At 69.5% G+C, this 12,978-nt stretch carries 15 protein-coding genes and 5 tRNA genes; 15 read left to right on the forward strand and 5 right to left on the reverse strand.

What is annotated here, in order from left to right:
- The first annotated feature begins 30 nt into the window (after nt 1-30).
- The 6 genes from ACH4YP_RS35805 to ACH4YP_RS35830 all read left to right on the forward strand — a co-directional run bounded on the left by ACH4YP_RS35805 (nt 31) and on the right by ACH4YP_RS35830 (nt 1,406).
- A complete protein-coding gene (locus ACH4YP_RS35805; RefSeq protein WP_398495060.1) occupies nt 31-798 on the forward strand; it encodes an HAD family hydrolase in 768 nt (255 codons plus the stop codon).
- An 89-nt stretch (nt 799-887) separates the two neighbouring features.
- Nucleotides 888-959: transfer RNA gene (locus tag ACH4YP_RS35810), tRNA-Gln, on the forward strand.
- Nucleotides 960-1,001: 42 nt separating this feature from the next.
- Nucleotides 1,002-1,074 (forward strand) — tRNA-Glu (locus tag ACH4YP_RS35815).
- A 62-nt stretch (nt 1,075-1,136) separates the two neighbouring features.
- Nucleotides 1,137-1,209: transfer RNA gene (locus ACH4YP_RS35820), tRNA-Glu, on the forward strand.
- Between the two features lie 23 nt (nt 1,210-1,232).
- Nucleotides 1,233-1,304 (forward strand) — tRNA-Gln (locus ACH4YP_RS35825).
- A 29-nt stretch (nt 1,305-1,333) separates the two neighbouring features.
- A tRNA-Glu gene (locus ACH4YP_RS35830) sits at nt 1,334-1,406 on the forward strand.
- 140 nt (nt 1,407-1,546) lie between these two features.
- On the opposite strand, the gene ndgR is transcribed toward ACH4YP_RS35830, so the two are convergent.
- Nucleotides 1,547-2,263, reverse strand: a complete 717-nt coding sequence (ndgR, locus tag ACH4YP_RS35835) for an IclR family transcriptional regulator NdgR (protein ID WP_189843598.1) — start codon at nt 2,261-2,263, stop codon at nt 1,547-1,549.
- 189 nt (nt 2,264-2,452) lie between these two features.
- Between ndgR and leuC the strand changes: the two genes are divergently transcribed.
- The 4 genes from leuC to ACH4YP_RS35855 all read left to right on the forward strand — a co-directional run bounded on the left by leuC (nt 2,453) and on the right by ACH4YP_RS35855 (nt 5,804).
- Nucleotides 2,453-3,889 carry a 3-isopropylmalate dehydratase large subunit gene (leuC, locus tag ACH4YP_RS35840; protein WP_361071035.1) on the forward strand — a complete coding sequence of 479 codons (1,437 nt, stop codon included), beginning with the start codon at nt 2,453-2,455 and terminating at the stop codon, nt 3,887-3,889.
- A 5-nt stretch (nt 3,890-3,894) separates the two neighbouring features.
- The gene (gene leuD, locus ACH4YP_RS35845; RefSeq protein ID WP_361071038.1) at nt 3,895-4,488 is read left to right on the forward strand and encodes a 3-isopropylmalate dehydratase small subunit; all 594 of its coding nucleotides are present in this window, start codon (nt 3,895-3,897) and stop codon (nt 4,486-4,488) included.
- 302 nt (nt 4,489-4,790) lie between these two features.
- Entirely contained in the window at nt 4,791-5,021 is a 231-nt protein-coding gene (locus ACH4YP_RS35850; protein WP_361071041.1) for a hypothetical protein, read from the forward strand.
- Between the two features lie 138 nt (nt 5,022-5,159).
- Complete coding sequence (locus ACH4YP_RS35855; protein ID WP_398495064.1) at nt 5,160-5,804, forward strand: HU family DNA-binding protein; 645 nt, start codon at nt 5,160-5,162, stop codon at nt 5,802-5,804.
- A gap of 66 nt (nt 5,805-5,870) precedes the next feature.
- Here the strand turns inward: ACH4YP_RS35855 and ACH4YP_RS35860 are convergent, their stop codons facing one another.
- On the reverse strand, nt 5,871-6,107 hold the full coding sequence (locus ACH4YP_RS35860) for a hypothetical protein (protein ID WP_398495066.1): 237 nt from the start codon (nt 6,105-6,107) through the stop codon (nt 5,871-5,873).
- A gap of 55 nt (nt 6,108-6,162) precedes the next feature.
- Nucleotides 6,163-6,795 (reverse strand): 2-phospho-L-lactate guanylyltransferase, encoded by a 633-nt coding sequence (gene cofC, locus ACH4YP_RS35865; RefSeq protein WP_398495068.1) that lies wholly within the window; start codon nt 6,793-6,795, stop codon nt 6,163-6,165.
- A gap of 145 nt (nt 6,796-6,940) precedes the next feature.
- On the opposite strand from cofC, the gene ACH4YP_RS35870 reads away from it, so the two are divergent.
- From ACH4YP_RS35870 to ACH4YP_RS35880, 3 genes are all read left to right on the forward strand, one after another.
- Nucleotides 6,941-7,804, forward strand: a complete 864-nt coding sequence (locus ACH4YP_RS35870) for a lysophospholipid acyltransferase family protein (protein WP_398495070.1) — start codon at nt 6,941-6,943, stop codon at nt 7,802-7,804.
- Nucleotides 7,801-8,820: an NAD(P)H-dependent glycerol-3-phosphate dehydrogenase gene (locus ACH4YP_RS35875; protein WP_361071055.1), complete on the forward strand. Its 1,020-nt coding sequence runs from the start codon at nt 7,801-7,803 to the stop codon at nt 8,818-8,820. Before ACH4YP_RS35870 ends, ACH4YP_RS35875 begins: the two co-directional genes overlap by 4 nt.
- A 103-nt stretch (nt 8,821-8,923) precedes the next feature.
- The gene (locus ACH4YP_RS35880) at nt 8,924-10,084 is read left to right on the forward strand and encodes a D-alanine--D-alanine ligase family protein (RefSeq protein ID WP_361071058.1); all 1,161 of its coding nucleotides are present in this window, start codon (nt 8,924-8,926) and stop codon (nt 10,082-10,084) included.
- A 48-nt stretch (nt 10,085-10,132) separates the two neighbouring features.
- Here ACH4YP_RS35880 and ACH4YP_RS35885 read toward each other — a convergent pair whose 3' ends face one another.
- Both ACH4YP_RS35885 and ACH4YP_RS35890 read right to left on the reverse strand, forming a co-directional pair.
- Nucleotides 10,133-10,642 carry a DUF3515 domain-containing protein gene (locus tag ACH4YP_RS35885; protein WP_398495072.1) on the reverse strand — a complete coding sequence of 170 codons (510 nt, stop codon included), beginning with the start codon at nt 10,640-10,642 and terminating at the stop codon, nt 10,133-10,135.
- A gap of 20 nt (nt 10,643-10,662) precedes the next feature.
- Nucleotides 10,663-10,896 (reverse strand): Lrp/AsnC ligand binding domain-containing protein, encoded by a 234-nt coding sequence (locus tag ACH4YP_RS35890; RefSeq protein ID WP_055614017.1) that lies wholly within the window; start codon nt 10,894-10,896, stop codon nt 10,663-10,665.
- A 206-nt stretch (nt 10,897-11,102) separates the two neighbouring features.
- On the opposite strand from ACH4YP_RS35890, the gene ACH4YP_RS35895 reads away from it, so the two are divergent.
- Both ACH4YP_RS35895 and thiD read left to right on the forward strand, forming a co-directional pair.
- Nucleotides 11,103-12,068 (forward strand): thiamine-phosphate kinase, encoded by a 966-nt coding sequence (locus ACH4YP_RS35895; protein WP_361065701.1) that lies wholly within the window; start codon nt 11,103-11,105, stop codon nt 12,066-12,068.
- Nucleotides 12,065-12,886, forward strand: coding sequence for a bifunctional hydroxymethylpyrimidine kinase/phosphomethylpyrimidine kinase (thiD, locus tag ACH4YP_RS35900; RefSeq protein WP_398495075.1), 822 nt, complete (start codon nt 12,065-12,067; stop codon nt 12,884-12,886). The genes ACH4YP_RS35895 and thiD overlap by 4 nt, the downstream gene beginning before the upstream one ends.
- Nucleotides 12,887-12,978: the final 92 nt, after the last annotated feature.

The raw sequence follows: 12,978 nt of genomic DNA on the forward strand, positions 1-12,978 counted from the left end.
CCGGGCCCGCGCTGCCGGTACCGTCGAACCATGACGATCAGAGCCGTGGTCTGGGACGTGGACGACACGATCTTCGACTACACCACGGCCGACCGGGCCGGTATGCGCGGACATCTCGCCGCCGAGGGCCTGCTCGACGGGTACGCCTCCGTCGAGCAGGCCCTCGGCCACTGGCGCGAGCTCACCGACCAGCAGTGGGCGAGGTACGCGGCGGGGGAGGTGGACTGGGAGGAGGGCCGCCGGGACCGGGTGCGGGCCTTTCTGGGCAAGCCCCTCACCGACCCCGAGGCGGAGGACTGGTTCCTCCGGTACCTCGGGCACTACGAGTCGGCCTGGGCGCTCTTCCCGGACGTCCTGCCCGTCCTCGACACCCTGGCCGGCAGCCACCGCCACGCCGTGCTGTCCAACTCCAGCATCCGGGTCCAGGACCACAAGCTGCGGGTTCTCGGCGTACGGAACCGGTTCGAGTCCGTGCTCTGCGCGGCCGAGCTGGGTGTCTCGAAACCCGCGGCGGAGGCGTTCCACGCGGCCTGCGAGGCCCTGGAACTGCCGCCGCACGAGGTCGCGTACGTCGGGGACCACCCGGAGATCGACGGACAGGGCGCGGCCGACGCGGGAATGTTCTCGGTCTGGATCGACCGCGGGGGCGTGAGAGCCGTCACGGCCCCGGACCCCGACGCCGCACCGGGCGGGGTGCCGGATCGGCTCACCGGCCTGCGCCGCATCGCCTCGCTGGCCGAACTCCCCGCGATCCTCGGGCCCGATACCCGTTTTGGAGCGCCGTCCACCTTCAGGTAATGTTCTTCCTGCGCCGCCGGAGAGCGGGCCGAAAGGCCGGACCGGAGGCGCACGCTAAAGCAGGATCCCTGCGGGGGTTTGTGTTTCAGTGGCCTATGGTGTAATTGGCAGCACGACGGTTTCTGGTTCCGTTAGTCTAGGTTCGAGTCCTGGTAGGCCAGCTCGCAGAGCTCATCTGCAACCGCGGAGATCAACTCCGCAAAGCCCCCGTTGTGTAGCGGCCTAGCACGCTGCCCTCTCAAGGCAGTAGCGCCGGTTCGAATCCGGTCGGGGGTACAGATCCTTCCCAGGGAGACAGTCCGGGTCGCACCCACTGATTCTCATGCAGGATCGCTAGGGCCCCCGTTGTGTAGCGGCCTAGCACGCCGCCCTCTCAAGGCGGTAGCGCCGGTTCGAATCCGGTCGGGGGTACGAACAACTGGTATGAACCACATTGGTCTATGGTGTAATTGGCAACACTACGGTTTCTGGTACCGTCATTCTAGGTTCGAGTCCTGGTAGACCAGCTCGGATCTGCGGAAACGCAAGATCCTGGGCCCCCGTTGTGTAGCGGCCTAGCACGCCGCCCTCTCAAGGCGGTAGCGCCGGTTCGAATCCGGTCGGGGGTACGTCATTGAAGAAGCCCTCCCCATCATGGGGAGGGCTTCTTCGTGTTGAGCGCCGGGTCGACGTCAACTCCTGTCGGTCGCTGCGGCGTTGAAGCGACCGGCGGGAGGAAGTCGGATCGGGTGTCGGTCCGCGCTGCACGTCAGCCGGTGCGGCGCAGTGCCTCCGAGAGGCGGGTGGCCGCGTCGATGATCGCCTGGGCGTGCATCCGGCCGGGGTGACGCGTGAGGCGCTCGATCGGTCCGGAGACGGAGACGGCGGCGACCACGCGGTTCGACGGCCCGCGCACGGGCGCCGAGACGGACGCGACGCCCGGCTCGCGCTCGCCGATCGACTGGGCCCAGCCCCGGCGCCGCACACCCGACAGGGCCGTCGCCGTGAAGCGGGCGCCCTGGAGGCCGCGGTGCAGACGCTCGGGCTCCTCCCAGGCCATCAGGATCTGGGCCGAGGAGCCCGCCTTCATGGTGAGCGTGGAGCCGACGGGGACCGTGTCCCTGAGGCCCGACAGGCGCTCCGCCGCGGCGACGCAGATGCGCATGTCGCCCTGGCGGCGGTAGAGCTGCGCGCTCTCGCCCGTGATGTCGCGGAGGTGGGTGAGCACCGGGCCCGCCGTCGCGAGGAGGCGGTCCTCGCCGGCGGCCGCGGCCAGCTCGGCGAGACGGGGGCCGAGAATGAAGCGGCCCTGCATGTCGCGCGCCACCATCCGGTGGTGTTCAAGTGCCACGGCGAGGCGATGTGCCGTGGGTCGTGCCAGCCCGGTTGCCGCGACCAGCCCTGCGAGGGTGGCCGGACCGGACTCCAGGGCGCTCAGGACAAGGGCTGCCTTGTCCAGAACGCCGACGCCGCTACTGTTGTCCATGAAACGATACTCGCGTCTCACTCTGTGAAACGCAAGTTCAATTTTCCGTGGAACGCGCCACCCTGGTAAGTACAGCGGCCCGCGGACCAACGGGCCAGGCGGAGGGCGCCCGATACGGGGGGTACGGGTGCGCCGCATCGGAAATCTCTAGTTGGGCCGGCGCCACACAGGCCGGCCGGAGGGAAAGCGATGGGTAGGACACTCGCGGAGAAGGTCTGGGACGACCACGTCGTCCGGCGCGCGGAGGGCGAGCCCGACCTTCTCTTCATCGATCTGCACCTGCTGCACGAGGTGACCAGCCCCCAGGCCTTCGACGGTCTCCGTCAGGCGGGGCGCCCCGTGCGCCGCCTCGACCTCACCATCGCGACCGAGGATCACAACACCCCGACCCTCGACATCGACAAGCCCATCGCGGACCCGGTCTCCCGCGTCCAGCTGGAGACACTGCGCAAGAACGCCGCCGACTTCGGTGTGCGCCTGCACTCGCTGGGCGACGTCGAGCAGGGTGTCGTCCACGTCGTGGGCCCGCAGCTGGGCCTGACCCAGCCCGGCACCACGGTCGTGTGCGGTGACTCCCACACCTCCACGCACGGCGCCTTCGGCGCGCTCGCGTTCGGCATCGGCACCTCCCAGGTCGAGCACGTGCTGGCCACCCAGACGCTGCCGCTGGCCCGCCCCAAGACCATGGCCATCACGGTCGACGGCGAACTGCCCGAGGACGTCACGGCCAAGGACCTGATCCTGGCGATCATCACCAAGATCGGTACGGGCGGCGGCCAGGGCTACATCCTGGAGTACCGCGGCTCCGCCATCGAGAAACTCTCGATGGAGGCCCGCATGACCATCTGCAACATGTCGATCGAGGCCGGCGCCCGCGCGGGCATGATCGCCCCGGACGAGACCACCTTCGCGTACATCAAGGGCCGCGCCCACGCCCCCGAGGGCGAGGACTGGGACGCCGCCGTCGCGTACTGGAAGACCCTGAGGACGGACGAGGACGCGGAATTCGACGCCGAGGTCGTCATCGACGGCGCCTCCCTCGCGCCGTTCGTCACCTGGGGCACCAACCCCGGCCAGGGAGCGCCGCTTTCGGCGTCCGTCCCCGACCCGGCTTCGTACGAAGACGCATCGGAGCGCTTCGCCGCCGAAAAGGCCCTGGAATACATGGGGTTGGAGGCCGGACAGGCGCTGCGCGACATCAAGGTCGACACCGTCTTCGTAGGTTCGTGCACCAACGGCCGTATCGAGGACCTGCGCGCCGCCGCCGCGATCGTCGACGGCCGCAAAGTTGCGGACGGCGTACGGATGCTGGTGGTCCCCGGCTCCGCGCGCGTCGGTCTGCAGGCCGTCTCCGAGGGCCTGGACCTGGTCTTCAAGGAGGCCGGCGCCGAATGGCGGCACGCGGGCTGCTCGATGTGTCTGGGCATGAACCCCGACCAGCTGGCCCCCGGAGAGCGCTCCGCGTCCACCTCGAACCGCAACTTCGAGGGCAGGCAGGGCAAGGGCGGCCGTACGCACCTCGTCTCCCCGCAGGTCGCCGCCGCCACGGCCGTGCTGGGCCATCTGGCCTCTCCCGCCGACCTGAACGACCAGTCGTCTGCCGCCCGCACGCCCGCTGGAGTCTGAGAGCCATGGAAGCATTCACCACGCACACCGGCCGGGCCGTCCCGCTGCGCCGCAGCAACGTGGACACCGACCAGATCATCCCTGCTCACTGGCTCAAGAAGGTGACCAGGGACGGTTTTGAGGACGGGCTCTTCGAGGCCTGGCGCAAGGACTCGTCCTTCGTCCTCAACCAGCCCGAGCGCGCGGGCGCCACGGTCCTGATCGCCGGACCCGACTTCGGTACGGGCTCCTCGCGCGAGCACGCCGTGTGGGCGCTGCAGAACTACGGCTTCAAGGCCGTCATCTCGTCCCGCTTCGCGGACATCTTCCGCGGCAACTCGCTCAAGAACGGCCTGCTCACAGTGGTTCTGGAGCAGAAGATCGTGGACGCGCTGCAGGAGCTCACCGAGAAGGACCCGAAGGCTCCGGTCACGGTCGACCTGGAGGCCCGTGAGGTGCGTGCCGAGGGAATCACGGCCGCCTTCGAGCTCGACGAGAACGCCCGCTGGCGGCTGCTGAACGGGCTGGACGACATCTCCATCACCCTGCAGAACGAGGCGGACATCTCCGCGTACGAGTCCAAGCGGCCCTCCTACAAGCCGCGGACCGTTCAGGTGTGATCGCCTTCGGGGCTCCGAACCCCTTCGGATCCGATCGGAGTCGCACCCCACAAGGCTGATTCCAGCCAGCGCAACAGGCCTCTGTACCCCCAATCGTGGACGGTTGGGGGTACATCTGTGTCTGCCTCCGGAAGGGGTGTTCAGGACTTTGCGATTGGCCTCAACTACCCTTGTTTCAAGGGGTTTTGATGGGGTAGCCGAGTCTCGGTAGAGCCTTGTGGGGAGGTGCGCGGGAGGCCCTCGGGAGGCGGTAGTTACCCCCTGCGCAGGCGACAACTCGCCCCAGATGGCACAATCTGTGCATGGAACACGACGGCCAACTCGAGCTCTATGCGGCAGTCGCGTCCCAACTCAAGGAAGCGCACACAACGGTGCGCGCACTGCAAGTCCCGGAGGGCGTACGAATGGCGCTGACCCGGAAGCTGCTGGTCATTACGGCCGTGGCCAAGCACGATCTCGCCGATGCGACAAGGCGGCTGGAGCGGTTCACGACGGACCTCGACGAGGGCCGAATCCCCGAAGAGGAACGCTGAGGAACTTCGCGACAGCCCCAGTTCGTTGCGGCACAAGGGTGATTAGCCCGTTTCGTGTTTGATTTGCGGTATATATCTGCCTAACGTGCGAAAAAGCTTGAACACTTTCGTTCTGGCAATGTCTCCGAAGGGGAAGACGTGAACAAGGCGCAGCTCGTAGAAGCGATTGCCGACAAGGTCGGCGGACGTCAGCAGGCCGCGGAAGCGGTCGACGCCGTACTGGACGCCATCGTGCGTGCAGTTGTCAGCGGGGACCGGGTCTCGGTCACCGGCTTCGGTTCCTTCGAGAAAGTGGACCGTCCGGCCCGTTACGCCCGCAACCCGCAGACCGGGGAGCGCGTTCGGGTCAAGAAGACCTCGGTGCCGCGCTTCCGTGCGGGCCAGGGCTTCAAGGACCTGGTGAGCGGCTCCAAGAAGCTGCCGCGCGGTGGCGAGGTCGCGGTCAAGAAGGCCCCGAAGGGCAGCCTGTCCGGCGGCGCGTCCGCGACGGTCAAGAAGGCCGTCGCCAAGAAGGCCACCGCGAAGAAGGCGGCGGCGAAGAAGACCACCGCCAAGAAGACCGTCGCGAAGAAGACGACGGCCAAGCGGACCACGGCGACGGCCAAGAAGACGACCGCCAAGAAGACCTCGGCGGCCGCCAAGAAGACCACGGCCAAGAAGACCACCGCCAAGAAGGCGGCGGCGAAGAAGGCCCCGGCGAAGAAGGCGGCGGCGAAGAAGGCGCCGGCCAAGAAGTCCGCGGCCCGCAAGACCACCGCCAAGAAGGCCACCGCCCGCAGGTAGACAGGGGCGCTGGGATACTCACGCGCCGGGCCGGGCTCCCTCTGGGGAGCCCGGCCCGCGGCGTGTTCAGAACGTTTGCAGTGTGATGAGTGTGATGCGCCGGGCAGTGTCCTGACCGGCCCCGGCCCCGGCCCCGTCTCCACCCTCGCCCTCGACCTCGATCCGTACGCGTTGACCCGGGCGGAGCAGTCGGAGGCCGCCCCTGTCGAACGCCGGGGCGTCGAAGGGGACAGGGGTGCCGTCGTCCAGCAGTACCTGGCCTGTGCGGGTCTCTGGGTCGTATGTGTACGCGGTCGCCTGCATGGGGGAAGGGTATGCGGTTCGTTCGGGAGCGCGCCTGCCTGGAGGGGCCGAGAGTTCAGGCCGCTTTGAGGCGCTCGACCGCCGCGGCGGTGCGCGGTCCCACGCCCAGTGCCAATGCCGCTCGCAGGTCCGCGCCCGTGTCCACGTCCTGGCGTACGGAGGGCACGTCGGGCAGGAGGAGTTCCGCGGCGCCCGAGGCGTGGTGGCGGGAGCGGGAATCGGGGCCGAATGCGGGGAGCAATTCGCGGTTCGACGACGCGGCCAGGAGAGTGGTGCCGATTCCCGCGGCGTCCGGGAGGAAAGCGCGGGGGAATTCGGCGGCCGCGTCGAGGACCCGGGCCAATTCAAGAGGGCGCAGGGCGGGCAGATCGGCGTTCAGGGCCGCCAGCGGACTTTGCGGGCTTCTGGCGCGTACGACCGAGGCGGCGTGCGTCAGAGCGGCGTTGAGGCCGCCCCCGGGCTCGTCCGGGACGATGCGGGCGCCCAGGGCGGCCAGCTCGCGTCCGGCCAGCACATCACCCGTGACTACGGCCACATCCCCGACCGCCTGGCAGGCCAGCGCCGCCGCCACCGTGTCCTGCGCGAACGCCAGGGCGAGCCCCGGGCGCAGGCCGTCGGCCGCGGTGTCCGAGAGCCTGCTCTTCGCCCGCGACAGGGCTTTCAGGGGTATGACCAAGGTCCACTGCACGCGCGTTCCGTCCCTCCCTCGTCGCGCCCATTGTCACCCGGGCGCCCTGGCGGGCCGGTGGCCGGGGCGTACGGTGTTCTCGACAGACAGGCGGCCTGGAGCGACACTTGTGCGGCCCCCCAGGCCCCAGGAGGAAGGTGTACGCGTGTCCCGCCGCAGAATCGGCTTCTGGTACCGCTTCGCAGCGGTTCTCTGCAAACCGCCGCTGATGGTTCTGATCAAGCGGGACTGGCGCGGAATGGAGAACATTCCTGCCGAGGGCGGATTTATCACCGCGGTGAACCACAATTCCCACGTGGATCCGTTCGCGTACGGGCACTTTCAGTACAACACGGGCCGGGTTCCGCGATTCCTCGCCAAGAGCGGTCTTTTCAGGAAGGGCTTCGTCGGGGCGGCCATGCGCGGGACCGGGCAGATCCCGGTGTACCGCGAGAGCACGGACGCGCTCAGCGCCTACCGCGCCGCGATCGACGCCGTGGAGCGCGGGGAATGCGTCGCGTTCTATCCCGAGGCCACGCTCACCCGCGACCCCGACCTGTGGCCGATGACCGGCAAGACGGGTGCGGCGCGGGTCGCGTTGCAGACCAGGTGCCCGGTGATTCCGGTGGCCCAGTGGGGCGCCAACCATCTGCTGGCCCCGTACGCCAAGAAGCCCGACCTCCTGCCGCGCAAGACGCATCAGGTGCTCGCGGGCCCGCCCGTGGACCTCTCGCGCTTCTACGACGAGGAGATGACCCCCGACCTCCTGAAGGAGGCGACCGAGGTCATCATGGCCGCGGTCACCGCGCAGCTGGAGCTGATCCGCGGCGAGAAGGCACCCTCGACGCCGTACGACCCGCGCCAGGTGCGCATCGAGCAGCGGCGCAGGACACGGGGCAAGGAAGAGACGTACGGGCAGGAAGAGCAGGAAACCGCTGTGCAGGAGAAGACGGCGCAGGCGAACACCGCGCCGGAGAAGGCCGTGCGGGAAATGACCGAGGTTGAGCACGAAAAGGGGCACGGCAAGTGACGACATCCGGAAAGCCCGTCAAGGCGGCCGTCTTCGGGACCGGATCGTGGGGCACGGCCTTCGGCATGGTGCTCGCCGACGCCGGGTGCGACGTGACGCTGTGGGGACGGCGGGCCGAGCTCGCCGAAGCGGTCAACTCCACCCACACGAACCCCGACTACCTGCCGGGCATCGAACTCCCGGAGAACCTGCGGGCCACCACGGACGCCGCCGAGGCCGCCCACGACGCCGACTTCACGGTGCTCGCCGTGCCCTCCCAGACGCTGCGCGGAAACCTCGCGGACTGGGTGCCGCTGCTCGCCCCCGGCACGGTCCTCGTCTCCCTCATGAAAGGCGTCGAACTCGGCTCCGCCATGCGGATGAGCGAGGTCGTCGAGGACGTCTCCAAGGTCGGCGCCGACCGGATCGCCGTGGTCACCGGGCCCAACCTCGCCCGTGAGATCGCCGCCCGCATGCCGGCCGCCGCGGTGGTCGCGTGCAGCGACGAGGCGGTGGGCCGGCGACTCCAGGCCGCCTGCCACACACCGTACTTCCGCCCCTACACCAACACCGACGTGGTCGGCTGCGAACTGGGCGGCGCCGTGAAGAACGTCATCGGTCTCGCCGTCGGCATCGCGGACGGCATGGGGCTCGGCGACAACGCCAAGGGGTCCCTGATCACACGGGGGTTGGCGGAGACGACCAGGCTCGGCCTCGCCATGGGCGCCGACCCGCTGACGTTCTCCGGGCTCGCGGGCCTCGGCGACCTCGTGGCGACCTGCTCCTCGCCGCTCTCCCGCAACCACACCTTCGGCACCAACCTCGGCAAGGGCATGACCCTCCAGGAGACCATCGCGGTCACCAAGCAGACCGCCGAGGGCGTCAAGTCCTGTGAATCCGTACTGGACTTGGCGCGTCGGCACGGCGTCGACATGCCCATCACGGAGACCGTCGTCGACATCGTCCATGACGGCAAGCCCCCGGTCGTCGCCCTCAAGGAAATGATGTCGCGCAGCGCCAAGCCCGAACGACGCTGAGCAACCCTCTTCGCTCGGTTCGCCTCCGGCGTGCCCCTCCGGCTCACCCGCGGGCCGAGGCACGCTGACTCGGGGCCCTACCAACGGGTACTCTCAACGCGATATGAGCACTGAGAACCTTCCCCAGAGCCCTGAGCAGCAGCCGCCTCGCAAGCCGCGCGTGGCCGTCGTCTTCGGCGGGCGCAGCTCCGAACACGGGATCTCCATGGTCACCGCCGGAGCCGTACTGCGGGCCATCGACCGGACCAAGTACGACGTCCTGCCGATCGGAATCACCCGGGAAGGCCGCTGGGTGCTCACCGCGGACGAACCGGAGCGCATGGCGATCACCGAGCGTCGTACGCCGGACGTCGAGGAACTCGCCGAGTCGAGCGAGGGCGGCGTGATCCTGCCCGTCGACCCCGCCAACCGCGAAGTCGTCTACAGCGAGCCCGGATCGGTCCCCAAGGCGCTCGGCGAGGTCGACGTCGTCTTCCCGATGCTGCACGGCCCGTACGGCGAGGACGGCACCCTCCAGGGCCTGCTGGAGCTCTCCGGCGTCCCGTACGTCGGCTCGGGCGTGCTCGCCTCGGCCGTCGGCCAGGACAAGGAGTACATGAAGCGGGTGTTCATCTCCTTCGGGCTGCCGGTCGGCCCGTACGTGGTGATCCGGCCCCGCGAGTGGGAGCTCGACGAGTCGGCCGCCCGAAAGAAGATCATCGACTTCGCGGGGGAGCACGGCTGGCCGCTCTTCGTGAAGCCCGCGCGCGCGGGGTCCTCGATCGGCATCACCAAGGTCGACGACCTGTCCGGCCTCGACGAGGCGATCGCGGCGGCCCGGCAGCACGACCCGAAGTTCCTCGTGGAGGCGCTGCTGCGCGGCCGCGAGATCGAGTGCGGGGTCCTGGAGTTCGAGGACGGTCCGCGGGCCTCCGTACCGGCCGAGATCCCGCCGGTGCAGTCGCACGACTACTACGACTTCGAGGCGAAGTACATCGACTCGACGCCCGGCATCGTGCCCGCCCCGCTGACCGTCGAGCAGACCGCCGAGGTCAGGCGCCTGGCCGTGGAGGCCTTCGACGCCGCCTCCTGCGAGGGCCTGGTCCGTGCGGACTTCTTCCTCATCGAGGACGGCACGTTCGTCATCAACGAGATCAACACCATGCCCGGCTTCACCCCGATCTCCATGTACCCGCAGATGTGGGAGGCGACCGGAGTGCCGTACCCGGAACTGGTGGACCGCCTGATCCAGGCGGCGCTGCGCCGCCCGACGGGCCTGCGCTGAGGTCCTGGTCCCCGACGGACCCGCGGCCGACGGACGACCGGGGCCGTCTCAGTCGGCGATCCCCTTGGGGATCGCCTTCTTGATGGCCCCGGCCAGGTCGACGAGCACGGAGGACGTGTCCCGCCCCTTGGGCACGGTCACCTCGACATACGCCAGACGCTGAGCGGAGGTGAAGCGGGTCGACCCGTCGTCCCGCTTCTCCATCAGCCAGCCCACCCCGTTCACCCCGCCGCCGACCGCGTCGGGGTCACCGCCCTCGGCGACTTTGGGGTCGACCATCTTGGGCGGCCGTTGTACACCACAGCGCAGTATGATCGCCGGGCTTCCCCAGCCCGCGGTCAGCGCGGACCGGGGCTCGGGATCCTCCCGGTCGAGTCCGTCCACCTTCCGCGGCAGCGACTTGTCCAGGTTCTGACACAGCCCGGTGGCCTTCGTGCCCGGACTGGGAACCGCGGTCCGGGTGTTGTCGTCTGCTGAGGAGCAGCCGGTGGCCGCGATCAGCAGAACGAGGGCGGGCAGCCCGGGATAAGAGAAGCGCCGGTGACGGAAGAAGTCCACCGGCCAAGGGTAGACGGGGGCTACAGGTGCACGACCGGGCAGGTCAGGGTACGCGTGATGCCGTCCACTTGCTGGACCTTCGCGACCACCATGCGGCCGAGATCGTCCACTGTGTCGGCCTGGGCCCGCACGATCACGTCGTACGGTCCTGTCACATCCTCGGCCTGGATCACCCCTTGTATCTTGCTGATCATTTCGGCGACGGTCGACGCTTTGCCGACCTCCGTCTGGATCAGGATGTACGCCTGTACCACGGAACCTCCAGGGCGGCCACGAGGATCATGTGGGGAAAAGGAACGCCACGGTATCGCGTCGCCGCGCGCCGCGGGGAGACCCGCGGGGGCAGGGGCCCCCGCGAAGGGGTGCACGGACCGCACAGGTTGACGGTCGAATCGACCGTACCCAGGTCGGAGGCGGCCCGCGACCGGGCGGACGCAGCAACAAAAGGAGACGTACAACGATGAAGGGCACCGTGGGCGAGTTGGGGGAGTTCGGGCTCATCAAGGAGCTCACCTCACGGCTCACCACCACTCCGGCGGTACGCGTCGGGCCGGGCGACGACGCCGCCGTGGTGGCCGCCCCCGACCGCAGGGTCGTGGCGAGCACCGACATCCTCCTGGAGGGCCGGCACTTCCGTCGCGACTGGTCCACGGCGTACGACGTCGGTCGCAAGGCGGCCGCGCAGAACCTCGCGGACATCGCCGCGATGGGCGCCGTGCCGACCGCGCTGCTGCTCGGCCTGGTCGTCCCGGCCGAGCTCCCGGCCACCTGGCCGTCCGAGCTGATGGACGGCATCCGCGACGAGTGCCAGGTCGCCGGCGCGGCCGTGGTCGGCGGCGATGTCGTACGCGGCGACACGATCACCGTGGCGATCACCGCGCTCGGCGATCTGCGCAACCACGAGCCGGTCATGCGCGCGGGCGCCCAGCCCGGTGACGTGGTGGCCGTGACGGGCTGGCTGGGCTGGTCCGCGGCCGGGCAGGCCGTGCTCTCCCGCGGCTTCCGCTCGCCGCGTGCCTTCGTCGAGGCCCACCGGCGTCCGGAACCGCCGTACCACGCGGGCCCCGCGGCCGCCGGGCTCGGCGCGACCTCGATGACGGACGTCAGCGACGGGCTGATCGCCGACCTCGGGCACATCGCCGAGGCCAGCAAGGTGCGCATCGACGTCCGCTCCGGCGCCGTCGACATCCCCACGCAGATGAACGACATCGGTCAGGCCGTCGGCGTCGACCCCCTCCAGTGGGTGCTCACCGGCGGTGAGGACCACGCGATCGTGGCGACCTTCCCGCCGGACGTGAAACTGCCCGCCCGCTGGAAGGTGATCGGCGAGGTCCTCAACCCGTCGGCGCTGCCGCAGGTCACGGTCGACGGGGCGCCGTGGACCAGCAAGGGCGGCTGGGACCACTTCGCGGACATCGAGTCATGAGTGCCCCGCCGCCCCGTGCGAGTACCCCGCCCAGGGTTCTGACGGTCGCCGGCTCCGACTCCGGTGGCGGCGCCGGGATCCAGGCCGACCTGAAGACGATGCTCGCGCTCGGCGTGCACGGCATGAGCGTGCTCACCGCCGTCACCGCGCAGAACTCCCTCGGCGTACAAGGCGCTTGGGAACTGCCGGTGGAGGCGGTGCGCGCGCAGTACCGCAGCGTGGTCGACGACATCGGCGTCGACGCGGTGAAGACCGGCATGCTCGCCTCGGCCGAACTCGTCGAGACCGTCGCCGAGTTGATCGGCGGCACGGCCGTGCCCTCAGTCGTCGACCCGGTCGGTGTCTCCAAGCACGGCGACTCGCTGCTCGCCGCGTCCGCGCTGGATTCCGTACGCACGAAGCTGTTGCCCGTCGCGACGGTGGCGACGCCGAACCTCGACGAGGTGGCCCAGCTGACCGGCCTGCGGGTCGAGTCGGAGGACGGGATGCGGCGCGCGGCGGCGGCCGTGCTGGCGTACGGGCCGACATGGGTGCTGATCAAGGGCGGTCACCTCAGCGGCGACGCCGTCGATTTCCTCACGGACGGCTCGCGGGAGCACTGGCTGCGGGCCCCCCGGTTCGACAACCGGCACACACACGGGACGGGATGCACTCTCGCGAGCGCCATCGCTTCGGGGCTCGCGAAGGGGCAGACGGTGCCGGAGGCGGTCGCGGCGGCGAAGGAGTACGTCACCGGGGCGATCGCGGGCGGCTTCGCGCTCGGCGGCGGGATCGGGCCGGTGGATCATGGGTGGCAGTTCGGGGCGGACGGCGCGTAAAACGTTTGCGTAAGCGTTTACGTCATGCACGCGGGCAGGTGAGGCAGCCCCGCGCCCGCCTGTGGACTCGGCGGACTCGGGAGGCTCTGCGG

Origin of the sequence: Streptomyces sp. NPDC020747, assembly GCF_044334695.1 — a bacterium.
Taxonomy (GTDB): domain Bacteria; phylum Actinomycetota; class Actinomycetes; order Streptomycetales; family Streptomycetaceae; genus Streptomyces.

What these genes read in the sequence shown, in the direction of transcription:
- ACH4YP_RS35805 (WP_398495060.1), top strand. Translation starts at nt 31, where the DNA reads ATGACGATCAGAGCCGTGGTCTGGGACGTGGACGACACGATCTTCGAC.
- ndgR (WP_189843598.1), bottom strand. Translation starts at nt 2,263, where the DNA reads ATGGACAACAGTAGCGGCGTCGGCGTTCTGGACAAGGCAGCCCTTGTC.
- leuC (WP_361071035.1), top strand. Translation starts at nt 2,453, where the DNA reads ATGGGTAGGACACTCGCGGAGAAGGTCTGGGACGACCACGTCGTCCGG.
- leuD (WP_361071038.1), top strand. Translation starts at nt 3,895, where the DNA reads ATGGAAGCATTCACCACGCACACCGGCCGGGCCGTCCCGCTGCGCCGC.
- ACH4YP_RS35850 (WP_361071041.1), top strand. Translation starts at nt 4,791, where the DNA reads ATGGAACACGACGGCCAACTCGAGCTCTATGCGGCAGTCGCGTCCCAA.
- ACH4YP_RS35860 (WP_398495066.1), bottom strand. Translation starts at nt 6,107, where the DNA reads ATGCAGGCGACCGCGTACACATACGACCCAGAGACCCGCACAGGCCAG.
- ACH4YP_RS35880 (WP_361071058.1), top strand. Translation starts at nt 8,924, where the DNA reads ATGAGCACTGAGAACCTTCCCCAGAGCCCTGAGCAGCAGCCGCCTCGC.
- ACH4YP_RS35895 (WP_361065701.1), top strand. Translation starts at nt 11,103, where the DNA reads ATGAAGGGCACCGTGGGCGAGTTGGGGGAGTTCGGGCTCATCAAGGAG.
- thiD (WP_398495075.1), top strand. Translation starts at nt 12,065, where the DNA reads ATGAGTGCCCCGCCGCCCCGTGCGAGTACCCCGCCCAGGGTTCTGACG.